Raw genomic sequence first — 22,481 nt, forward strand, 5'->3', positions numbered from 1 at the left:
GCTGCTGGTCGAGATGGACGGCTTAGAGCCGAACGAGGGCATCATCATCATTGCGGCGACCAACCGCCCGGACGTTCTGGACCCGGCTCTGCTGCGTCCCGGCCGTTTCGACCGTCAGATCGTCGTGCCGAACCCGGACATCACCGGCCGCGAAAAGATCCTCAAGGTCCACATGCGCAAGGTTCCGCTGGCGCCGGACGTCGACGTCAAGACGCTGGCCCGCGGCACTCCCGGTTTCTCCGGCGCGGACCTTATGAACCTCGTCAACGAAGCCGCGCTGCTGGCCGCCCGCCGTTCCAAGCGTCTGGTGACCATGGCCGAATTCGAGGACGCCAAGGACAAGGTCATGATGGGAGCGGAGCGCCGCACCCTTGTGATGACCGAGGAAGAAAAGAAACTGACCGCCTATCACGAAGCCGGTCACGCGCTCGTCGCGCTTCACCAGGAAGCCTCCGACCCGATCCACAAGGCGACCATCATCCCGCGCGGCCGCGCGCTCGGCATGGTGATGCGCCTTCCGGAAAAGGATCAGGTTTCGCTGACCCGCGCCAAGTGCAAGGCGGATCTTGCCGTTGCCATGGGCGGACGCGTCGCGGAGGAAATGATCTTCGGCTACGAGAAGGTTACCTCCGGCGCCACCGGCGACATCCAGATGGCAACCAAGCTTGCCCGTGCGATGGCAACCCAGTTCGGCATGTCCGACAAGCTGGGACCGCTGCTTTACGGCGAAAACCAGGAAGAGGTATTCCTGGGCCATTCGGTTGCCAAGAACCAGAACGTTTCCGAAGACACCCAGAAGATCGTCGATGCGGAAATCAAGTCCTTCGTCAACCAGGGCTATGAAACCGCGAAGAAGATCCTGGGCGATCACGAGGATCAGCTGCACACGATCGCCAAGGGCCTTCTGGAATACGAGACCCTCTCCGGTGACGAGATCCAGGGGCTGCTGAAGGGCAAGCCGCCTGTTCGCGACACGGACGACGACCAGCCGGTCGGGCGGTCCTCAGCGGTGCCGACCGCTGGTGCGAAACGCGGTGGCGACGAGACCAGCGGCGGTATGGAGCCGCAACCGCAGTCCTGAGCCCTACGACGCGGATGAAAACAAAATGCCCGGCTCTGCCGGGCATTTTTCGTATGAGGGCATGGACCCGTATTGACCGCAACAGGCACCGGATCCGCCAGCTTGTTAGTGAATAGTAACAATTGCTCACATATTTTGAAGCGCGGACCAGCTCAATTGCGCTAAAAGAGCGCAAGAGAAAAATCAACGGACAGATTTGATGCGCAAGTTTTTCGGGACCGATGGCATTCGCGGTCAGGCCAATTCCTATCCCATGACTGCTGAAATGGCACTGAAGGTCGGCATGGCGGCCGGTCTGGTCTTCAAGAATGGCGGTCACCGCCACCGGGTGGTCATCGGCAAGGACACGCGCCTGTCAGGCTACATGCTTGAAAACGCACTGGTTGCCGGCTTCACCTCCGTCGGAATGGACGTCTTCCTCCTGGGGCCCATGCCCACACCCGCGGTTGCCATGCTGACGCGGTCTCTCAGAACCGATCTCGGCGTGATGATTTCCGCCTCTCACAATCCCTATCAGGACAACGGCATCAAGTTCTTCGGACCCGACGGGTTCAAGCTCAGCGACGAGATCGAGAAGTCCATCGAGGAACTCGTGGAAAGCGACCTGAGCGCGCGGTTGCCGAGCGCCGGAGAGCTTGGCCGGGCCAAGCGGATCGACGGAGCCCAGCAACGCTATATCGAATTCGCCAAACGTACCTTGCCACGCGAAATGAGCCTGGAAGGCCTGCGCGTCGTGATCGACTGCGCCAACGGGGCTGCTTACAAGGTGGCGCCGGAAGCCTTGTGGGAACTTGGGGCGGACGTGATCACCATGGGCGTTTCACCGGACGGCTTCAACATCAACAAGGAGTGCGGCTCCACCTCAACCGCCGCCTTGTCGCGCAAGGTGCATGAGGTCAGGGCCGATATCGGCATCGCGCTCGACGGCGATGCCGACCGGGTCATCATTGTCGATGAGAACGGCACCGAGGTCGACGGCGATCAGCTCATGGCCGTGGTGGCACAGTCCTGGCAGGCGACGGGACGTCTGTCCGCGCCGGGCATCGTTGCGACGGTGATGTCCAATCTCGGTCTGGAACGCTATCTGGAAAGCCTGGGACTCAGCCTTGCCCGCACCAAGGTGGGCGACCGCTATGTCGTCGAACACATGCGGGCAAACGGTTTCAATGTCGGCGGCGAGCAGTCCGGTCACATCGTCCTCTCCGACTTCGCCACCACCGGCGATGGCCTGATCGCGGCGCTTCAGGTTCTGGCTTGCGTCAAGGACCAGGACCGGCCGGTGTCCGAAGTCTGCCGCCGGTTCGAACCGGTGCCGCAGATCCTGAAAAATGTCCGCTACAAGGGCGGCAGGCCGCTGGAACAGGATCTGGTCAAGTCGGCCATCGAAGACGGCGAGGCACGCCTCGGCAAGTCAGGTCGTCTGGTGATTCGCGCCTCCGGCACCGAACCGCTCATCCGTGTCATGGCGGAAGGGGATGACGCCGACCTGGTCAGTCAGGTTGTCAACGACATTGCCGGCGTGGTCGCCTCCGCGGCCGCCTGACGGTTATCCATCTCGTTATCAAGCCGCCTCGAATGGGGCGGCTTTTTTGTTTTGAGACGAACAACTTGACCTTGTTAAGAAAAATTTAAGGTAAAAAAACGCGGTTAAAGAACAGAGTTAAGTCACCTTTAATGAATTTCCCTCATGATCTCTGCAAGTTTGATGTGTCCGGCCATCGTTTAGAGCGGACGCTCACTGAAGAGGACGAGGACATGGACAATTTTATTAAGCGTTTGTCTTTGGCCGGTTTTGCCATTGCAGTGTCCACAGCAAGCTATGCGGCGGACTTGCCGGCACCGGTTATTGAACACGTGCCCGAAGTACCGGCTGTCGGTGGCTGGTATCTGCGCGGCGACATCGGATACAAGATCTATTCCACGCCGGACCTGAAGTACGGCACCCTGGACTTCTATGACGAAGACATGAGCGGCACGTTCATGATGGGAGCCGGTGTCGGTTACAAGTTCAACAATTTCCTGCGCACTGACCTGACGATCGACTATGAGTTTCCTGCAGAGGTGAAAGCCAAGGCCTACTGCGGCAGCTGCGGCAGCAGCTATTCGGTCGAAAAAGCCGACATCGACGTCTGGACCTTCATGCTGAACGGTTACGTCGACATCGGCACCTGGAACCGGATCACGCCCTATGTCGGTGCCGGTGTCGGTGCGTCCTACGTGACGACCAGCGACATCACCTATGACAACGGCGGCGGCGCAACAGGCACCTACGAAGGCGACAGCAAGTGGAACTTCGCCTGGGCTCTCATGGCGGGTGCGTCTTACGACATCACGCCGAACCTGGCGCTCGATGGCGGTTACCGTTACCTGAACATCGGCGACGCCCAGTCCGCCAAGTTCGCGACCGGCGGCCAGAACACCCGCATCGAATATGAAGATCTCACCGCTCACGAGTTCCGTCTCGGTGCCCGCTACACGTTCAACACCGCCTCGGCTCCCGCCGGCCCGGTCTACTACGAGCCGCAGGGCCCGATCACGAGCAACTTCTGATCCTGCCCGGATCATCGAAAGCGGAAAGGCCGGTCGTTTCGACCGGCCTTTTTGCGTTCCTTGCCGATTTGAATTGACCGCTCCGCGAGAACGCCCTATCCCCATAGGTGGGCCACCCCTCCCCAACGAGGGGCTACTATCTGCGAGGGTAGACAGATATGACAGAACTCACCGTCACGCCGGACGTGCGTCCGGCCAATCCCAATTTTTCTTCAGGTCCCTGTGCCAAGCGCCCCGGCTGGTCGCTCGAGAACTTGAGCGATGCACCCCTGGGCCGCTCTCACCGTGCGAAACCGGGCAAGGCCAAGCTGGCGGAAGCCATCGAGCTGACGCGCAAGGTACTTCAGGTTCCCGATGATTACCGTATCGGTATCGTCCCGGCCTCAGACACCGGCGCCGTCGAGATGGCGCTCTGGTCGCTGCTCGGTGCGCGCGGCGTCGACATGCTGGCCTGGGAAAGCTTCGGCTCCGGCTGGGTCACCGATGTGATCAAGCAGCTCAAGCTGGACAACGCACGGGTGCTCGAAGCCCCTTACGGTGAGCTTCCGGATCTCTCCTCCGTCGATTTTTCCAACGACGTCGTCTTCACCTGGAACGGCACCACCGCCGGTGTGCGGGTGCCGAACGGCGACTGGATCCCGGCGAACCGGGAAGGCCTGACGATCTGCGACGCGACTTCCGCGGCCTTTGCACAGGACCTTGCCTTCGACAAGCTCGATGTCGTCACCTTTTCCTGGCAGAAGGTTCTGGGCGGTGAAGCTGCCCATGGCGTGCTGATCCTGAGCCCGCGGGCGGTCGAGCGGCTGGAAAGCTACACGCCGGCCTGGCCGCTGCCGAAGATTTTCCGCCTGACCAAGGGCGGCAAGCTGATCGAGGGCATCTTCAAGGGCGAGACCATCAACACGCCGTCCATGCTCTGCGTCGAGGACTATATCGATGCGCTGAAATGGGCCGACGGCCTTGGCGGCCTTGCGGGGCTGCAGGCCCGGGCCGACGCCAATCTCGCGGTGCTGGCCGATTGGGTCGAAAAGACAGGCTGGGTGGATTTCCTTGCGGTCGATCCGGCGACCCGCTCGAACACCTCCGTTTGCCTGAAGGTCACCGATCCGGGCATTCTGGCGCTTCCCGCCGACCGGCAGGCCGCCTTTGCCAAGGCGCTTGCCGCCCTGCTGGACGCCGAAGGCATTGCCTATGACATCGGCGCCTATCGCGATGCGCCGTCCGGACTTCGTATCTGGGCGGGGGCGACCGTCGAAGCAAGCGACCTGAAGGCGCTGACGGCCTGGCTCGACTGGGCGTTCGACACGGAAAAAGCGAAACTGCCTCAGGCTGCCTGAGCACGTTCTCCCTACAACGACACATCGCCGGGCGGGGCTGCCGCCCGGATCGTTTCTCGTATTCAAGGAGAGGTTTTCATGGCTCCCAAGGTACTGATTTCAGACAAGTTGTCGCCCGCTGCCGTCCAGATCTTCAGGGACCGCGGCATCGAGGCCGATTTTCTTCCCGAGGTTGGCAAGGACAAGGAAAAACTCCGGGAAATCATCGGCCAATATGACGGTCTGGCCATTCGCTCCGCGACCAAGGTGACCGAAAAGATCATTGCCGCCGCCGACAACCTGAAGGTAATCGGCCGGGCCGGCATCGGGGTCGACAATGTCGATATTCCCAAGGCGACCGCGCGCGGTATCATCGTGATGAACACGCCCTTCGGCAACGCCATCACAACCGCGGAACATGCGATTTCCATGATGATGTCGGTCGCCCGGCAGATTCCCGCAGCCGATGCCTCCACGCAGGCTGGCAAGTGGGAGAAGTCCCGTTTCATGGGCCGGGAGCTGACGGGCAAGACCCTCGGCCTTATCGGCTGCGGCAACATCGGCTCGATTGTCGCCGACAGAGCCATCGGTCTCAGGATGAAGGTCGTCGCCTTCGATCCGTTCCTGACGCCGGAACGGGCGATGGCGATCGGTGTCGAGAAGGTCGAACTCGACGACCTGCTGCGCCGGTCGGATTTCATCACCCTGCACACGCCGCTGACGGACAAGACCCGCAACATCATCGATGCGGCTGCGATCGCGAAGATGCGGAAAGGCGCCTATCTGATCAATTGTGCCCGCGGCGGGCTGGCCGATGAAGCGGCCGTGCGGGCTGCGCTCGACGAGGGCAAGCTGGCCGGTGCCGCATTCGACGTTTTCGTCGAGGAGCCGGCCATCGACAATGTTCTGTTCGGCGCGCCGAATTTCGTCTCCACGCCGCACCTGGGGGCTTCGACCTCCGAGGCCCAGGAGAACGTTGCCCTGCAGGTGGCAGAACAGATGTGCGACTATCTGCTGGAAGGCGCCGTGCGCAACGCGCTTAACATGCCTTCGATCTCCGCGGAAGAGGCGCCGCAACTGGCGCCCTTCGTGCGCCTGGCCGAACAACTCGGATCCTTCGCTGGCCAGCTGACGGAAACGGGCATCGAGGGCGTGCGTCTGGAATACGCTGGCGCCGTCGCCGAAATGAACGTCCAGGCACTGACGGCCGCCGCTCTCACCGGTCTGCTGACGCCGCTCCTTCAGACGGTCAACATGGTTTCCGCGCCGATTCTGGCAAGAGAACGGGGCATCAAGGTGGAGGAGATCCGCCGGGAAAAGGAAGGCGCCTACGAGACCTATATGCGCCTGACCGTCATGACCGAGCGCCAGGAACGCTCCGTCGCCGGCACGGTCTTCAGGGATGGAAAGCCGCGGATCATCCAGGTGAAGGGCATCGATATGGAGGCCGAGCTCGGCGAACATATGCTCTATATCACCAATGAGGACAAACCCGGGTTTATCGGTCATCTCGGCATGGAACTCGGCAACAGCGGCGTCAACATTGCAACCTTCAACCTCGGCCGGCTTGCCGCCGGAAAGGACGCGATCTGCCTTGTCGAGGTCGACGGCGAAGTGCCGGACGAGGTCATGGCGCGCCTGGAAGCCGTTTCCCACGTCAGGCAGGTGAAGGCGCTGAAGTTCTGAGAGGACGCAATTCCCTCGTTTTGAGCGGAAGGCCGGCACGCTTCGCGGTGCCGGCCTTCGTGTTTTTCACGGCCGGCGGGAAGCTGGTGCAATCCGGGAAATAGTCTCAGGCCGGTTTCGGTCCGAGCCGTTGCAGGAGCCGCCCGTCCAGGACGACCAGACCCGCCAGCAGCACGGCGAAGCCGCCGAGTTGCAAGGCGCTCAGCTTTTCTCCGAGGATCAGCCAGCCGAAAAAGAGGGCGCTTGCCGGCACCAGCAGCGTCACCAGCGACGCATTGGTCGCGCCCGCTTCCGCAAGAAGGCGGAAATAGATCAGGTAGGCAAGGGCCGTGGCAACGGTACCGAGCGCCAGCACATTCAACCAGGTGGTCAGGCTCGGGTCGGAAACGGTCCAGCCGGAAGCCGTCAGAAGCGCGACGGGCAGCATGATCGCACTGGAGCCGAGAAGCTGTCCGGTGGCGGCGACTTGCGGCGGCATGGACCTGAACCTTCTGGCGAAGGTCGCCGCAAGGGCATAGGAAAGCGCGGCTCCAAGACAGCAAAGCTGTGCCCAGACCGGATCCGTCGCCAGTCCGGACAGGCTGCTCGACAGCATGACGGCAACACCGGCGACCCCCAGAACCACACCGGCAACCCTGTTGGCCTGAAGTGCTTCCTGTTTCACCACGACGCTTGCGACCAGTACCGTGAAGACGGGGGTGGTGGCGTTGAGGATCGAGGCCAGCCCGGCGCCGATCACGGTCTGACCGAGAAACAGGAGGGAAAAGGGCACGGCATTGTTGAGCAGGCCCATGACGAGAAACGGAAGGGCATGTTTCGCCTCCAGTCCGGACAGGAGACCCCGGGCCCACAGATACGTCAGCAGCACCGTGCAGGCGATGGAAACACGGAAGAAAACGAGGACGAAGGGCGGGATCTCCGCGACGGCCACCTTGGCGAACAGGAACGCACCGCCCCAGATGGCGCCAAGGACAATCAGCAGGATCCAGTGTCGAAAAGGCATGGGGCAACTCGATGAAACCGTTGGGACTGTCTCCCGGATATCACCCGGGAAAACCGGAAAACACCCGAAAAGCGATTCCAGTGGACTTGCGCAGCCCTTTCACTCCAGCAAGAGTGTGAAAATCGCTGTCTGACCGCTCGCGCGGCTCCGGAAAGTTCTTCATTCATGACACACGTTGCTTCGGTTGCCGATACCAGGTCGCTTGCCGGCCGAATTGCGCCCCTGCTCGTTGCGGCTGCCTGTCTGCTGGCAGCCAACGGCCTCTCGATGACGATGATCTCGGTGCGGGCGAGGGCGGAGGGGCTGTCCGATGCGCTGATCGGTCTCCTTGGGTCCTCCTACTTTGCCGGACTGATCCTCGGGGTCCTGCTGACCCCTTTCCTGATCGCCCGTGCCGGTCATATCCGCGTGTTTTCGACGCTTGCCGCGATCAGTGCCATCGCCGTTCTGGCGATTGCCTTCACGCCGGCCGGCTGGCTCTGGATGGGTGTGCGGCTTGTCAGCGGCGCGGCCTTCTGCGGAACCGCGATGGTGCTGGAAAGCTGGCTGAACTCCATTGCCTCCAACGCCTCGAGGGGACGCATCCTGTCCGTCTATCGTATCGTGGACATGATGGCGGTCATGGGCGGTCAGTTCGTGCTGCCGGTCTTCGGTCCGGTCGGACCGGATATTCTCATCGTCCTTGCGATCCTGTTCTGTTTCGCTCTGGTTCCGATTTCACTGACCCGCGAAAAGAATCCCCCGGCGCCTCCCGCCCGTCTGGTGGATCCATTCATGCTCTGGCGGGTTTCGCCGGTGGCCCTTGTCGCCGTCTTCACGATCGGCCTGACCAACGGCGCCTTCCGCATGATCGGTCCGATCTATGCCGAAACCCTGGGCCTTGGGCTTGATGCCGTCGCAGCCTTCATCGCGATCTGGGTCTTCGCCGGTGCCGTGTTCCAATATCCGGCCGGCTGGTTTTCCGACCGGCTCGACCGGCGCCACGTGCTCGGCGTGTTCACGGTCGGCGCGGGACTTGCCTGTCTGTTCATTTCCGGCGCCTCGTCCCGCTTCGAGTTGTTTGCCGGCGTCTTTCTTTTCGGAGGGTTTGCGCTCCCGCTCTATTCCCTCTGTGCGGCACATGCCAACGATCACGCGGAGCCCGGCCAGTTTGTCGACGTGGTCGCGGGGCTGACGCTGGCCTATGGCGTCGGTGCGGTGGCCGGGCCGTTCATTGCCTCACTGGTGATGGAAATCTTCGAACCGGCTGCGTTTTTCATCTACACAGCAACGCTTCATCTGTCGCTGGTCGTCTTTATCTTCATACGCATCTTGAGCCGTGAAGCGGTGCCGGCAAGTCAGCGCCACCGGTTCGTCTGGCTGCTCAGAACGTCTCCGATGATCTTCAGGCTTGCCCGCAGCGACAAGTTGGAGGACAAGGACAGGGAGGCAAGGTAACGGGCGGCTTGCTTCGGGTCACCCGGCGTTTGCAGGATATGAGTGCAGACATCCGCCGTGACCGGCGGCGAATTGTCCCGCTCCGCGGTGCGCGACCAAAAAAACACGCAAATGCGCGCCATTCCCCTTTCGAAGACTCGCAAGAGCTTCGAAACCTGTCTATAGTCCGCGCCGTTTGCCCCGGTCAGGTCACCGGGGCTTGTCGTGTTGGCGCCACGGGCTTCGGCCCGGGGTGAGGAAAGCTGCTTCAGGAGAGCAAAGTCTAGATGGCGAATGTGGTTGTTGTCGGTTCGCAATGGGGTGACGAGGGCAAGGGCAAGATTGTCGACTGGTTGTCGGAACAGGCCGATGTCATCGTAAGGTTCCAGGGTGGACACAACGCCGGTCACACGCTGGTGATCGATGGTGTCAGCTACAAGCTTTCCCTTCTTCCCTCCGGTGTCGCGCGCGAAGGCAAACTGTCGGTCATCGGCAACGGTGTCGTGCTCGATCCGCATGCGCTCGCCGACGAGGTGGAACGCCTCGGCAAGCAGGGTGTGGTCGTGACGCCCGAATCCCTGCGTGTTGCCGAAAACGCCACCCTTATTCTGTCGCTGCACCGCGAACTGGATGCCCTGCGCGAGAATTCCAACACCGGAACCCGCATCGGCACCACCAAACGCGGCATCGGCCCGGCTTATGAGGACAAGGTCGGCCGCCGCGCGATCCGGCTGATGGACCTGAAGAACCTCAACACGCTGCCTGCCAAGATCGACCGCCTTCTGACGCATCACAACGCTTTGCGCCGCGGTCTTGGCCAGGAAGAGATTTCCGCCCAGGCGATTTATGACGAGCTGACGAGTGTCGCCGACAAGGTCCTGCCCTACATGGACAAGGTCTGGTACCTGCTGGACGATCTGCGCCGCCAAGGCAAGCGCATCCTGTTCGAGGGCGCACAGGGCGCCCTGCTCGACATCGATCACGGCACCTATCCCTTCGTGACCTCGTCCAACACGGTGGCCGGGCAGGCCGCCACCGGCTGCGGCCTCGGCCCGGGCTCGATCGACTATGTGCTCGGCATCACCAAGGCCTATACGACGCGCGTCGGCGAAGGTCCGTTCCCGACCGAACAGCAGAATGAAGTCGGCGAATTCCTGGGTACCCGCGGCCATGAATTCGGCACCGTCACCGGCCGCCGCCGCCGTTGCGGCTGGTTCGATGCCGTGCTGGTGCGCCAGACGGTCTGCACCTCCGGTATCAACGGCATCGCACTGACCAAGCTCGACGTGCTCGATGGCCTGGACGAAATCAAGATCTGCATCGGCTACGAGCTGGACGGCGAGAAGATCGACTATCTGCCGGCGTCCCAGGGCGCGCAGGAACGCGTCAAGCCGATCTATGAATCGCTTCCCGGCTGGAAGGAATCGACCGAGGGCGCGCGGACCTGGGCGGACCTGCCGGCCCAGGCGATCAAATATGTCCGCCATGTGGAAGAACTGATCGGCGCACCGGTTGCAATTCTGTCGACCAGCCCCGAACGTGACGACACAATTCTTGTGCAGAATCCGTTCCAGGATTGAGATCTTTGCGCATGAGCGCGCAATAATGACAAGAGTACAGGCGCGTTGCGAATCACGGCGCGCCTGTTCAACTATTATCAAACGCAGGAATGCGTTGAACAAAACATGTGACAGGACAAGCGTACTGCAGGGGTTTGCCGTTCAAGCAGGAAGTTGAAGAAATAGCACCGGTCTTCAAAAACTTGCTATAAGCCTGACATTGATCTGAAAGTTCAGGCTCGCAAATCAGGTCCTTGCAGTTGGCCGGTAGGCAGGAAGATGGCTGATTACTATTCAATTCTGAAGAAAACGATCGCGTCTTTGCCGGAAAGCAATGGTGCCGCCCGCAGAAGCGTATACAGCCGGGCGCGCAACGCCATTGTCAATCAGCTCAAGGCCTATGAACCTCCGCTGTCCCCCTCGGAAATCACGGCGGAGCAACTGCGGCTTGAAGAAGCGATCCGCAAGGTCGAGGCGGAAGCCGCGCGCGAAACGCTCGGGCTGGGACCTGCTGCTCCCAGGGTTCAAACTCCTGCGCCGCAGCCGGCTGCTCAGCCGGCTTCAACTCCCGAACCGGCAGCCGCCAGCGTGGATCCGGCAGACGCCCCCGCACCAATCGACGAAACGCCTCAAGCCGCGCCGGAAGAGGACATTCCGTCTCCGCTCAAGGACACCCTGTCGGAGGCCGAAGCGCTTGGTTCGGCGGCCAATCAGGCCGTTCAGAATGTCAAGGACGCCGTCGAACCTGCCGGCGAGCAGGCTCCGCTGGACACATCCGCGCAGCGTCAGGAACCTTCTTTCGACCAGTCGGTTCCGGAAGACGACGGGCTCTTCGAGCCCGAGGACGAAGCGGCTGACCATGCCGGCGCCTCCAGATTGGACGAGAGTGCGGAGCAGACCTCGAACAGGCGCGCAAAGGCTGGCCGGACCCGTCGGGAACGGCCAAGCGCCTCTGATGCCTTGCGTGGCGAAGGCTCTTCGGGCAGCCGCATCCTGCCGATCGCCCTTGCCGCGGTTCTGGTACTGGCGCTTGTCGCCATCGGCGCCTATCTGATCCTGCCCTCTGGCGATCAGGTTGCCAGCGATGCTCCGCTCGCACAGTCCGATCCGGTGCAGGCAGACATCGGTGCTTCTTCCACCGAAGACGTCGCGCTGTCCGCGCCGGAAGATGACGAGGAGCAGGCCAAGAACACCGACCGTCTGTTGAGCGACGAGGACGGCGAGGTCGTGGCGCCCGATGCCCGGACGGTCACGACCACGACGATCACACCGCAACCGTCAGAACCTGCCCCGGCTCCTGCCCAGCCGTCGATCGTGACCAGCGTGGAAAGCGAACCGGCTCCGGTTCCGGCACAGCCGGCCGCCCCGGACGCGCTCGAGGCCGACGCGGAGCAACCGCAACCCGTCTCCGAAGACAACCTTGCGGCTGTCGCTCCGGTGGAATCGGCTCCTGCCGCCCCGGCCACGGGAACGGCCACGGCGGCACAACGCTCCATTCTTTATGAGGAAGGTGCCGATGCGGGCGGAGCGGGTACGGCTGCGCAGGGAGCCGTTGTCTGGAACATCGAGAAGGTGACCAACCTGGACGGCAAGTCGCAGTCCGTGCTGAGCGCCTCGGTGGATATTCCCGAGCGCGACGTCAAGGTCGATATCCGCATCAAGCCGAACGACGATACCTCTCTGCCGGCCAGTCATCTGGTTGAGATCAAATATGAATTCCCGGAAGACTTTGCGGCGGGCGATGTCGTCAACGTTCCGGGCCTGGTCATGAAGCCGACGGAGGAAGCACGGGGTGATGCCCTGATCGGCGCTTCGGTGAAGGTGCAGCCGGGCTTCTTCTGGATTGCCTTGTCGAGCCTTCCGAACGAACAGCAGCGCAACATGGCCCTGCTGCGCGAACGCGGCTGGATCGATATCCCGATGCTGTATGAAAACGGCAAGCGTGGCATCCTGACTCTGGAAAAAGGCCCGACCGGCGAAGAGGCCGTCGAACAGGCGATCACCTCCTGGCAGGCCGGCTGACGGCAGACTGATTTCGTGAACATTTCGGCAGGCCGGAGACACCGGCTTGCTTTTTTCGTTGAGGCAGGGCATGTTCCTGCCCGGTCCGAGGGGTGCTCCGGGAGCCGGAGCTGAGATGGCCAAAAGCCGAACCCTTAGAACCTGATCCGGGTCATGCCGGCGAAGGGACGGAATCCTTAGCCTATTCCCGGATCTCCATTGTCATTTTCGGCTGGGTCGACAGACCTTGCTCCGAAGGCGGGAGATCCTATGCGTATGTGTCTGCCATATCGGCGGCGTCTGTTTCCACGGAAGGACAGCGCCGTTTTTGAAGCCTCGGAAGCGCCGCCTCTCGGCAGGAGGGCGTCATGAAGGCAGCTTTGACCGTATGTCTGAAATTCCTGACGGGATCGACCGTTCTCTTCTGCACCTGGGCGCTGCTCGTGTGGGTGCTGCAGCCGCCGTCCTATCTGCTGCCCGGACCGGTTGAAGTGCTGCAAGCCTTCCCGAAAAACGCCGGCTTCCTGCTGCATCATGCGGGTATCACGGCCTATGAAACCCTGCTCGGGTTCGGCCTCGGCATTACCTGCGGTGCGCTGCTGGCCATCGCCGTCTGGCTGTTTCCGCTGGCCGGACGGGTGATCATGCCCTCGGTCTTCATTACACAGGCGCTTCCGGTCTTCGTCGTGGCGCCGATCCTGGTGCTCTGGCTCGGATTCGGCGTGTCCTCCAAGGTCGTCATGGCGGTTCTGGTGATCTTCTTCACGATCACTTCCATGGTCTACGACGGCCTGCGCCGTCTCGATACCGGCCTGTCGGACCTTGCCCGGCTTTATGGCGCGACCCGCCTTCAGGAGCTGTGGGTTTTCCGCCTTCCAGCCGCCCTGCCTGCCTTCTCCTCGGGTGTGCGCGCCGCCGTGGTCTTTGCGCCGATGGGCGCCGTGATCGGCGAATGGGCAGGCGCCAAGGGCGGACTTGCCTTCATCATGCTGCAGGCCAATGCCCGTGGAAACACCGATGTTCTCTTCGCCGCCGTCATCCTGCTTGCTTTGATGGTGCTGGCCCTGCGCTACACCGTCGATCACCTCACACGGTTCCTTGTTCCCTGGCAGGTCGAAGACTGACCGCCAATTCTGGAGGATTGAATGAAAAAGACGCTCCTTTCGCTCACCGTTGCCGCCGGGCTTCTCGCCAGCGCTCCGGCACAGGCCGCTGAAAAACTGACCGTGCTGCTGGACTGGTTTACCAATCCGGACCACGCACCGGTCATCACTGCGCAGACCATGGGCTTCTTTGAAGCCGAAGGTCTTGAGGTTGAAATCGTGGAACCGGCGGATCCGGCCATGCCGCCGAAACTCGTCGCGGCCGGGCAGGGGGATATCGCCATCTCCTACCAGCCGACGATGCACGCCCATGCCGAGGAAGGCCTGCCGCTCATGCGTATCGGCACGCTGGTGGAAACGCCGCTCAATTCCCTGATTGTGTTGAAGGACGGTCCGATCAAGGATCTCAAGGACCTGAAGGGCAAGACTGTTGGCTTTTCGGTGTCCGGTTTCGAGGATGCCATGCTAGGCCAGATGCTGCGCTCCGCCGGGCTGTCTGTCGACGACGTTGAACTCATCAACGTCAACTTCTCGCTGTCGCCGGCTCTCATGTCGGGCCAGGTCGACGCGGTCATCGGTGCCTACCACAACTTCGAGCTGACCCAGATGGAAATCGAGGGCAAGCCTGGCAAGGCGTTCTTCCCGGAAGAAAACGGCGTACCGGTCTTTGACGAACTGATCTACGTGGTGAACAAGGACAAGACCGGCGATCCGCGTTTTGCCAAGTTCCTGGCAGCTGTTGAAGCTGCAACGATCTTTCTGACCAACCACCCCGAAGAGGCATGGAACGCCTTCATCGAGGCCTATCCGAACCTCAACGACGAACTCAACAAGCGCGCCTGGGCCGACACACTGCCGCGCTTCGCCAAGCGGCCGGCCGCGCTCGATGCCGGACGGTATCGGCGCTTTGCCGAATTCATGGCCGAGGCAGGCCTGATCAAGGAAGTTGTGCCGGTTGAAACCTACGCCGTCGAGATCCGCTGATTTCGGAACTTCGGGAAAGGTGCCGTTTCGTTGCGACGTCCTTTCCTGCCAGGATCTCTTCCCAAATGGGTTCTGGTCAAATCTCTTTGTTGGCAAAACGAAAACGCCGGAGCGAGGGCTCCGGCGTTTTTGGAATTCACGACAAATTGCTGCCTCAGGCCACGGGCAATTCCTGTGTACGGGCGCTGTTGCGAACGGCCTTTTGAACCTTTTCAAAGGCTCGGACCTCGATCTGGCGGACGCGTTCGCGGCTGACGCCGAACTCGCCGGAAAGGTCTTCCAGCGTCATCGGGTCTTCCGACAGGCGCCGGGCTTCAAAGATGCGGCGCTCGCGTTCGTTCAGGACATCCATGGCATCGCTCAGGAGCTTGCGGCGCATGTCCAGCTCTTCCTGATTGGCCAGCAGTGTTTCCTGGCTGTCGCTTTCGTCGACGAGCCAATCCTGCCATTCGCCGGCATCGGCTTCAGCTCGCACGGGTGCGTTGAGGCTGGCATCTCCGCCGAGGCGCCGGTTCATCGACACCACTTCCTCTTCCGAGACGCCGAGCTTGGTTGCGATCTCCGTCACCTGATGCGGCTTCAGATCGCCTTCGTCCAGGGCCTGGATCTTGCCTTTCAGGCGGCGCAGGTTGAAGAACAGACGTTTTTGGTTCGCGGTGGTGCCCATCTTCACGAGCGACCAGGATCTCAGGATATATTCCTGGATCGCCGCCTTGATCCACCACATCGCGTAAGTCGCCAGGCGGAACCCCTTGTCGGGTTCAAAACGCTTGACTGCCTGCATCAGACCGACATTGCCTTCCGAGACGACTTCACCGATCGGCAAGCCGTATCCGCGGTATCCCATGGCAATTTTCGCGACAAGACGCAGGTGTGAATTGACCAGGCGCTCGGCCGCTTCAGGGTCTTCATGCTCCTTGTAGCGCTTGGCGAGCATGTATTCTTCCTGAGGCTGCAGCATCGGGAATTTCCGGATCTCGTCCAGATAACGGCTGAGACCACCTTCCCCGGCTGTAAGCGTCGGTACGTTCTGGGCCATTGCATGCACCCCCTTTCGTCAGTCGCGTCCCCTCGCTCCGGCCGCCCCGCAGGTTCACGCAAGCAAGCCATTTCGGAGAAAAGGCGGACGCAGAATAGTGTCCGTTCAGGCACACAAGAGCTTCTAATATAGGTTGGAATTGGCCGATTGCATGGCGGGAAAACGAAAATGCTTCCTAAAATTTTTGTAATCCGGACAAAAGATTTGCAAAATCAGCCGGATAAGGGCTTTCAAAGCGCAAAGTTTTGCCCGTTACCGGGTGTTCGAATGCCAGCAATCCGGCATGAAGAGCCTGCCGGTCGAAGCCGTCGATGAGGCTCTTGAGCGGCTCTTCCAGGCGGTTGGACTTGGTCTTGTATCCCGAGCCGTAGTCGTTGTCGCCGATCAGCGGATGACCGATATGGGCCATGTGGACGCGGATCTGGTGGGTGCGTCCCGTTTCCAGGCGGCATTCCACAAGCGAGGCGAGAGCCGGCTCGTCCGGCCGTCCGAACCGTTCCTTGACCTGCCAGTGTGTAATGGCATGCCGGCCGCTGGTCTTGACGACGGCAATCTTCTGCCGGTTCGCCTGCGAGCGTGCCAGATTGGCGTTGACAGTGCCCTTGAGGCTCGACGGCGCTCCCCAGACCAAGGCCGAATAGGCCCGTTCCAGCGGTCCGGTGCGGCCATGGTCCGCAAACTGCGCCGCAAGCCCCTTGTGGGCCTGATCCGTCTTGGCGACAACCAGCAGGCCGGAAGTGTCCTTGTCGATCCGGTGAACGATCCCCGGCCGCTTGACGCCGCCGATTCCCGACAGGCTGTCGCCGCAATGATGGATGAGCGCGTTGACCAGCGTACCCGTCCAGTTGCCGGCACCCGGATGCACCACCAGCCCGGCCGGCTTGTCGACGACGATCAGATGTTCGTCCTCGTAGACGACCGAGATCGGGATGTCCTCGCCCTTGGGGTCGGGGTCCTCGGCTTCGGGCAAAGTCAGGGTAACCGCATCGCCTTCATTGACCCGGTATTTCGCCTCGACTATTTTCGCGCCGCCGACGGTGACGTCTCCGGACTTGATCAGGGACTGTATCCTGTTGCGGCTAAGGTCTTCCAGATGGGCCGCCAACACCGCATCCAGCCGTTTTCCGGCATCGGCTGCATCGATCGTTAAACTGTACTCCGTGTCCAGACCGGCCGGATCTTCTTGGGAATTGTCTGTCATGTCACAACCTGAATTTCGGGACACGGGTCCGGATGAGACGCCGCTCGACCCCGCCGCCCTGCGGGTCCAGGCAAAGCTGAAACGCCTGCTGCTCGGATCGTCGCTGGTCATGGTGGCCGGATTTATCGCTGTCTTTGCAGCAATTATCTACAAGATCAACACTTATAAGTCCGATCCGGCGAATGCGGAGTTTGCCGCAACGGTGGCGGTTGGCCCCGAAGCGGATGTTCTCCAGGCAACGCTTGCCGATGATCTTCTGCTGGTTCTTGTGCGCGAGGGCAGCAAAACGGCGCTGTTGCGTTTTGATCCGGTGACCGGAAAACAGCTCGGCCGGACGGATTTCGTCTCCCGCTGAGACGGCCTGAACGGACATTTGGCGATGCAACTGTGAGAAATGCGGGGCAGCGTCAAAAAAATGCGAAAAAGGACTTGCGTCTTCGGCTGAGCAGCCTTATACGCACGGTCCTCGGCTTGAGGTTGAGACCTCCCGAAGCACCGCGCGCCCATCGTCTAGCGGTCTAGGACGCCGCCCTTTCACGGCGGAAACACGGGTTCGAGTCCCGTTGGGCGTGCCAGCTTTCCCTCCCGGAAATCGGCACAGGTTGACGATCTGCCTGAAAGGCAGAGAGTTTTCGCGCGCAGCGCAGGCGCGACTGCGGCGCTACTTCCCTTGATACGAATCTGGCTTGAGGTTCGGACCGCAAGGACCGCGGTACGCTCTAGCTGTGGCGTTCCAGCGTTCCTGTCTGGATCAGGTTCACTTCCGCGTCGGCGGCGACCTTTTCGAAGGCGGGATCCGGGCAAACATCCGTGACAAAGGTGGTCACCTGTGACAGGTGGCCGACACGCACGGGGGCGGTGCGCTCGAATTTGGTGCTGTCCGCTGCCAGGATTACATGCCTGGCATTGTCCATGATCGTCTTGGTGACCTTCACTTCGCGGTAGTCGTAGTCGAGCAGGGAACCGTCCGGATCTATGGCGGAGGCGCCGATAACGGCGAAGTCGACCTTGAACTGGCGCATGAAATCGACCGCGGCCTCGCCGACAATGCCACCGTCCGAATGGCGCAAAACGCCACCGGCGATCACCACCTCGATCTGGGAATATCCGCGCATCAGGCTGGCGACGTTGATGTTGTTGGTGATCACCATCAGTCCGCGGTGCTGCAACAGGGCCTGGGCGACCGCTTCCGTCGTGGTGCCGATATTGATGAAGATCGAGGCGTTGTCCGGAATGAGCGCGGCGACGCTCTCGCCGATGTCCGCCTTTTCCTTGCTTGAGATGATCCGCCGGGCTTCGTAGCCGACGTTTTCGATCCCCGACGACAGCAGGGCGCCGCCATGCGTTCGTGCGAGCAGGCGTCGCTCGCAAAGCTCGTTCAGGTCCTTGCGGATGGTCTGGGGCGAAACGTCGAATCGTCTGGCCAGATCGTCGACGCTAACGCGCCCCATCTGACGGGCGAGTTCCAGGATGGCGTTGTGACGTTCGATCAGCATTTATCGCGGGCTCTTCAGGCGGCAGACAGAAACCCTAAAAGACCGCCTGAAAGGCATAAGATCAAGCCACAACTTTGTTTTTCTGCTTTTGTGGCCCGGTTTCTCCGGCCGGTTCCTGTTCGGAAGCGGTTCCGGTCTCAACCGGTGTGCCTGTGGAAGCGGCCGATGTCCGGGCCTCCTCCGAATTTCTGCTCGAGGCAACGATCCGGCTGACCAGGGCCTGTGCGGCCGAAGCGATGTCGGCCGGTTTCGACGGAGCGGCCGCTTGGTCCCCTTCCGTCTGCTGGGCGGGAGACGATCCGTTCCGGGCCGGGAGGCTGCCGTTCACGTTGCCGCCGGGCGCGGGAATTTGCCCCGCCTCCATGTCGGAGCCGGCTGTAATCTTCGCGGAGACTGCCGGGTGCCGGGATTTCACCTTCAGCGAACTGGTGGACAGCTTGATGCCCTTTGATCCGGATACTTTCGCGGCCAGAGCCTTGAAATCCTGGCGCAATGCGGCGAGGGCCGGCGCGTTTTCCAGGTCCTTCTTCAGGGTCTGCACCTGGCCTGACAGACGTTCCAGCCGTAACTCCTTGTCTTTCAGGTCGGCCTGTTGGCGGATGTTTTCGCGGGTGGTCTTGTCGAGTTGCGCGGCCAGGCGCCGTTGCATTTCGGTTTCGCCTGCGTTTGCGCCTGCGGCTTCCAGCATGAGCGAGAGCCGGGTGACCTCCGCCTGAGCTGCCACATAATCGGATTCCATGTCGACGAGCTGGCGTTCCATCTCGGCCAAACGGGCCTTCGCCGCCTCTTCAAGGGAGGTTTCCACTTCGCTCGCAACAACCGGTTCGTAACGCGCCAGCCGTGCTCTCAGCATGGCAACTTCCGCTTCCAGGCCGGTGATGGTGGCAAGGGCCAGTGTATCTTGCGCCGGCAGCAGACCCGCCTCTTCCGCCTTCTCGCCGGAGCCTTTGGCCGGGGGAGTATCCTCCAGGGCCTTCGTCCAGCTTTCCGACAGGGCTTTTTCGGCTTCGGCCAGCTTTTCCTTCAGGGATTTGACTTCCGACGACAGCATGTCAACGGCATGCCGGTCTCCCTCGAACGCCGCAACTCTGGTCTCCAGTTCGGTTTCGCGGGTGGAAAAGGTCTTCTGGAGATTTTCAAGCTTCGCCTTGAGACCGGCGGCTTCGATCTGAAACCTGGCGGCCTTTTCACGCTCGGCGTCCAACTGGCGCTCGACACGGCGCAGGTCGACCGCATGCTGTGCCCGGGCCTGGTCCTGAGCTGCCCGGACTTCGGCGTAGCTGGAAGGATTGACCGCGCGCAAGGCTTCTTCGGTGAGGCGGGCCGCCCGGCGATAGAAGGCAGGCAGGATCGCGAGGCCGATCAGTCCGGCCGTGCAAAACCCCAACGCCACATACATCGCTGCTTCAATCAAGTCAGGCTCCCGCGTCTTGCGCCCAGTTCTCCATAATTAGACGACACGGCGTCCGCCGCCAAGGGCGCGGAAATCAAAGTGTCTAACCGCATCGACACATTCGATTGTACCCGAAAGGAAGTTTAGGGTCCGTTGAAATCCGGAAACCGCTCGCAACCAAGGGTACGGACCCTTGAAATTGTACATTCGGACCGTTCGGGAAAGGACTGAAGCCAAGGCGTGATAGAGAAGAAAATCTCGCTGGTTTCCTTCACTATCGCAGCGCAGGAGGCGGTTCTAACCAGAACGATCCGAAGGAAGGAAACCAGGCTTTGAACATCGGCGCCATAGCCTTTGCACCATGCGCCAGCACGGTTCTGCAGGCATTTCTAGCTGTTGCACCCTGAGTGGGGAAACCGGCTGTGAGCCTGGTGGCGATCGCAGACAAGGGCCTTCAGTTCTGTTTAGAAGGGGTTCCAGGTCGGCCGCTCGGTAAATTTCAGATAGCCCATGTTGACGCCGAGACGAGCCCCCACACCGGCCCGCACCGGGACAAGCACAATTTCGTTTTTGAGAAGAACGGTCATGCCGACACCGCCGACCAGATAGGCCGAGCCGTTGACGCCCGCAAATCGGGCAAACATCGAGTTGACGGTGGGAAGGTTGTAGACCAGCATCATCATCCGGGCGCCGTCCGCGCCGAAGTCCCAGCCGACCGACGGGCCTTGCCAGAAGACCTTATGGGTGCCTGCGTTGCGGGTATAAAGATTTCCTTCGCCGTAGCGGGCACCGGCGACGAAGGCACCGGAGCCTTCTTCACCGAGAATGTAACCGTTCGGCTCCCCGTAGCTGGAAAAGGCCTTTTCGACCACCGATGCAAGACCGCCAGAGACGGATCCGAAGAATTTGTGGCCGGCATTCACAATTTCGTCCTGACCGTAGGTTTCTCCGGGCGGGATCGGACGGTTTCCGGACGACTGGGCAAGGGAGGGCGTGTGAGCGGCGAACAAGAGCAGGCACAGAAACGCAGCCGACAACAGGGATGCTACTTGCAGGGATCTTCGTGCCATCAAAAAAAACTCCTCGTAACAGAGACGGGCGCGCTTGCTGTTGCAGGACGGACGGGCCGCAATGATAAACTGGCGTGGCATCATGCTGATTCGCATGTCTCCGTGCATCCTATACGGTTGGTAATACATAAGCCGAATCAATGAAAAGCTGGCCTGAAAAAAAGACGATGATGTGTCGTTCCCTGGCATTGACCCTGCTTCTGGGCGTTTTTGCCGGGAATAGTCATGCCCGTCCCCCGATTTTTGTTCCCGATCCGATTTCCGGATATGCGATCGGGGGGCACGACCCGGTCAGCTTTTTCATCGACGGTCATCCACGCAAGGGCAGCCGCCAACACGAATACAAGTGGGGCGGGGTGGAATGGATTTTCGTCAATGAAGGCAACATGGCGGCCTTTCAGCGCGATCCGGAGGCCTATGCGCCGCTCTTTGCCGGATGCGGAGCCTTCGCCCTGTCCGAGGGCTTCGCAACCGAAGGCAACCCGTTCATCTACGCGATTATCGAAAAGCGGCTGGTCTTCTTCCACTCCGTGGTCAACCGGTTTCTCTTCATCGCCAATCAGACCCAGCTGATGAAGAGTGCGGCCGGAAATGCCGGTACGGTCGGCTGCGTCCCGGATCTTTGAACCCGGGTCCGGTCTGCTGCATCTGCATTTGCCCTTCGTCGGCGATCAGGTGTCTCATTTTGAAACTTTCATCTGGATGACATGAAAAGCTACCCTGCGTCGCCTTGGCAGCGGCTCTGCGTGTGTGTAACGCTTTTGCGAAACTGAGCGAATCAGTTCACAGCCGAGCCCCTCTAGAAGAGCTTCAAACGTCATGTCCGCACTTAAAGAGCTTACGTCTCTCGACCTTGCTGCCCTGGTTGCCAGCCGCGTTTGCCACGACATCATCAGTCCGGTCGGCGCGATTACCAACGGTCTGGAAGTACTGGATGAAGAGGGCTCGGAGGACATGCGCGAATTCGCGATGGACCTCATCCGCAAGAGCGCCCGTCAGGCTTCGGCAAAGCTGCAATTCGCAAGGCTTGCCTTCGGCGCGGCCGGTTCGGCCGGGGCCGAGATCGATCTGGGGGACGCCCAGGTCGTTGCGTCCGGTTTTATGGAAAACGAAAAATCGGATCTAAACTGGCAAGTAAACCGGCACCTGATGCCGAAGAATTACGTCAAGCTCCTGCTCAACCTGATTCTGATCGCCAACCAGTGCGTTCCGCGCGGTGGTGAAATCAAGGTCGAGATGGACGGAGAGCCGCAGTCGCCCTCCTTCACGCTACACGCAAGCGGTCTGAATCCGCGCATCCCGCTGGGAATGAAGGAAACACTGGGCGGAGAAGAGCCGGAGCGGGTGGATGCACACTCCGTGCAGCCCATCTACACACTGTTGCTTGCACGCGAAACGGGTATGGTCTTAACCATAGATAAACAAGAAGAATTGGTAAAAATAACGGCCCTTCCGGCGTAGTAAAAAGCGCGCTCAAAAGACGTCTGCTGCTTCAGCGTATCTTAACTGTTTGCCGTCAACCTAGCTCTCATGGACTTCTCGGTCCAGACATCCTTGAACGGATGCGGAACCAGTAACAAGTC

The 22,481-nt window shown here is 60.9% G+C and carries 19 protein-coding genes, 1 tRNA gene and 1 riboswitch; of the genes, 14 read left to right on the plus strand and 6 right to left on the minus strand.

Going from position 1 to position 22,481, the window contains the following annotated elements:
• The 5 genes from ACQY7U_RS15055 to serA form a co-directional block, all read left to right on the plus strand.
• Positions 1–1,081, plus strand: a 1,081-nt coding sequence (locus ACQY7U_RS15055; RefSeq protein ID WP_428645791.1) for an ATP-dependent metallopeptidase FtsH/Yme1/Tma family protein, incomplete at its 5' end; no start/stop codon positions are given.
• Between the two features lie 199 nt (positions 1,082–1,280).
• The gene (gene glmM, locus ACQY7U_RS15060; RefSeq protein WP_428645794.1) at positions 1,281–2,624 is read left to right on the plus strand and encodes a phosphoglucosamine mutase; all 1,344 of its coding nucleotides are present in this window, start codon (positions 1,281–1,283) and stop codon (positions 2,622–2,624) included.
• 212 nt (positions 2,625–2,836) lie between these two features.
• Positions 2,837–3,631, plus strand: coding sequence for an outer membrane protein (locus ACQY7U_RS15065; RefSeq protein ID WP_428645796.1), 795 nt, complete (start codon positions 2,837–2,839; stop codon positions 3,629–3,631).
• A gap of 158 nt (positions 3,632–3,789) precedes the next feature.
• A complete protein-coding gene (locus tag ACQY7U_RS15070) occupies positions 3,790–4,968 on the plus strand; it encodes a phosphoserine transaminase (protein ID WP_428645799.1) in 1,179 nt (392 codons plus the stop codon).
• A 78-nt stretch (positions 4,969–5,046) separates the two neighbouring features.
• Positions 5,047–6,633, plus strand: coding sequence for a phosphoglycerate dehydrogenase (serA, locus tag ACQY7U_RS15075; RefSeq protein WP_428645802.1), 1,587 nt, complete (start codon positions 5,047–5,049; stop codon positions 6,631–6,633).
• A gap of 106 nt (positions 6,634–6,739) precedes the next feature.
• On the opposite strand, the gene ACQY7U_RS15080 is transcribed toward serA, so the two are convergent.
• Positions 6,740–7,636: a DMT family transporter gene (locus ACQY7U_RS15080; RefSeq protein ID WP_428645805.1), complete on the minus strand. Its 897-nt coding sequence runs from the start codon at positions 7,634–7,636 to the stop codon at positions 6,740–6,742.
• A gap of 165 nt (positions 7,637–7,801) precedes the next feature.
• Between ACQY7U_RS15080 and ACQY7U_RS15085 the strand changes: the two genes are divergently transcribed.
• The 5 genes from ACQY7U_RS15085 to ACQY7U_RS15105 all read left to right on the plus strand — a co-directional run bounded on the left by ACQY7U_RS15085 (position 7,802) and on the right by ACQY7U_RS15105 (position 14,699).
• Positions 7,802–9,073 carry an MFS transporter gene (locus ACQY7U_RS15085; RefSeq protein ID WP_428645808.1) on the plus strand — a complete coding sequence of 424 codons (1,272 nt, stop codon included), beginning with the start codon at positions 7,802–7,804 and terminating at the stop codon, positions 9,071–9,073.
• Between the two features lie 266 nt (positions 9,074–9,339).
• Entirely contained in the window at positions 9,340–10,632 is a 1,293-nt protein-coding gene (locus ACQY7U_RS15090; RefSeq protein ID WP_428645810.1) for an adenylosuccinate synthase, read from the plus strand.
• Between the two features lie 258 nt (positions 10,633–10,890).
• Entirely contained in the window at positions 10,891–12,633 is a 1,743-nt protein-coding gene (locus ACQY7U_RS15095; RefSeq protein WP_428645813.1) for a hypothetical protein, read from the plus strand.
• Positions 12,634–12,711: 78 nt separating this feature from the next.
• Positions 12,712–12,818: riboswitch (TPP riboswitch) on the plus strand.
• Positions 12,819–12,980: 162 nt separating this feature from the next.
• Positions 12,981–13,736 carry an ABC transporter permease gene (locus tag ACQY7U_RS15100; RefSeq protein ID WP_428645816.1) on the plus strand — a complete coding sequence of 252 codons (756 nt, stop codon included), beginning with the start codon at positions 12,981–12,983 and terminating at the stop codon, positions 13,734–13,736.
• A gap of 21 nt (positions 13,737–13,757) precedes the next feature.
• Positions 13,758–14,699, plus strand: a complete 942-nt coding sequence (locus ACQY7U_RS15105) for an ABC transporter substrate-binding protein (protein WP_428645819.1) — start codon at positions 13,758–13,760, stop codon at positions 14,697–14,699.
• A 154-nt stretch (positions 14,700–14,853) separates the two neighbouring features.
• Here ACQY7U_RS15105 and rpoH read toward each other — a convergent pair whose 3' ends face one another.
• Both rpoH and ACQY7U_RS15115 read right to left on the minus strand, forming a co-directional pair.
• Positions 14,854–15,738 (minus strand): RNA polymerase sigma factor RpoH, encoded by an 885-nt coding sequence (gene rpoH / locus ACQY7U_RS15110; RefSeq protein WP_428645822.1) that lies wholly within the window; start codon positions 15,736–15,738, stop codon positions 14,854–14,856.
• Between the two features lie 175 nt (positions 15,739–15,913).
• The gene (locus tag ACQY7U_RS15115) at positions 15,914–16,939 is read right to left on the minus strand and encodes an RluA family pseudouridine synthase (RefSeq protein ID WP_428645825.1); all 1,026 of its coding nucleotides are present in this window, start codon (positions 16,937–16,939) and stop codon (positions 15,914–15,916) included.
• Here ACQY7U_RS15115 and ACQY7U_RS15120 point away from each other — a divergent pair.
• Both ACQY7U_RS15120 and ACQY7U_RS15125 read left to right on the plus strand, forming a co-directional pair.
• Positions 16,938–17,294 carry a hypothetical protein gene (locus ACQY7U_RS15120; RefSeq protein WP_428645828.1) on the plus strand — a complete coding sequence of 119 codons (357 nt, stop codon included), beginning with the start codon at positions 16,938–16,940 and terminating at the stop codon, positions 17,292–17,294. The two genes, ACQY7U_RS15115 and ACQY7U_RS15120, sit on opposite strands and share 2 nt — an antisense overlap.
• A 144-nt stretch (positions 17,295–17,438) precedes the next feature.
• Positions 17,439–17,514 (plus strand) — tRNA-Glu (locus ACQY7U_RS15125).
• A gap of 144 nt (positions 17,515–17,658) precedes the next feature.
• Here the strand turns inward: ACQY7U_RS15125 and ACQY7U_RS15130 are convergent.
• The 3 genes from ACQY7U_RS15130 to ACQY7U_RS15140 form a co-directional block, all read right to left on the minus strand.
• Positions 17,659–18,435 carry a DeoR/GlpR family DNA-binding transcription regulator gene (locus ACQY7U_RS15130; RefSeq protein WP_428645830.1) on the minus strand — a complete coding sequence of 259 codons (777 nt, stop codon included), beginning with the start codon at positions 18,433–18,435 and terminating at the stop codon, positions 17,659–17,661.
• 61 nt (positions 18,436–18,496) lie between these two features.
• Complete coding sequence (locus ACQY7U_RS15135; protein WP_428645833.1) at positions 18,497–19,849, minus strand: hypothetical protein; 1,353 nt, start codon at positions 19,847–19,849, stop codon at positions 18,497–18,499.
• A gap of 443 nt (positions 19,850–20,292) precedes the next feature.
• A complete protein-coding gene (locus ACQY7U_RS15140; protein WP_428645835.1) occupies positions 20,293–20,898 on the minus strand; it encodes a DUF1134 domain-containing protein in 606 nt (201 codons plus the stop codon).
• Between the two features lie 167 nt (positions 20,899–21,065).
• On the opposite strand from ACQY7U_RS15140, the gene ACQY7U_RS15145 reads away from it, so the two are divergent.
• Both ACQY7U_RS15145 and chpT read left to right on the plus strand, forming a co-directional pair.
• Positions 21,066–21,524 carry a YHS domain-containing (seleno)protein gene (locus ACQY7U_RS15145; RefSeq protein ID WP_428645838.1) on the plus strand — a complete coding sequence of 153 codons (459 nt, stop codon included), beginning with the start codon at positions 21,066–21,068 and terminating at the stop codon, positions 21,522–21,524.
• A gap of 193 nt (positions 21,525–21,717) precedes the next feature.
• Positions 21,718–22,359 (plus strand): histidine phosphotransferase ChpT, encoded by a 642-nt coding sequence (chpT, locus tag ACQY7U_RS15150; RefSeq protein ID WP_428645841.1) that lies wholly within the window; start codon positions 21,718–21,720, stop codon positions 22,357–22,359.
• The last annotated feature ends 122 nt before the right edge of the window (positions 22,360–22,481 follow it).

The organism is Roseibium sp. (genome assembly GCF_050301095.1).
GTDB lineage: Bacteria > Pseudomonadota > Alphaproteobacteria > Rhizobiales > Stappiaceae > Roseibium.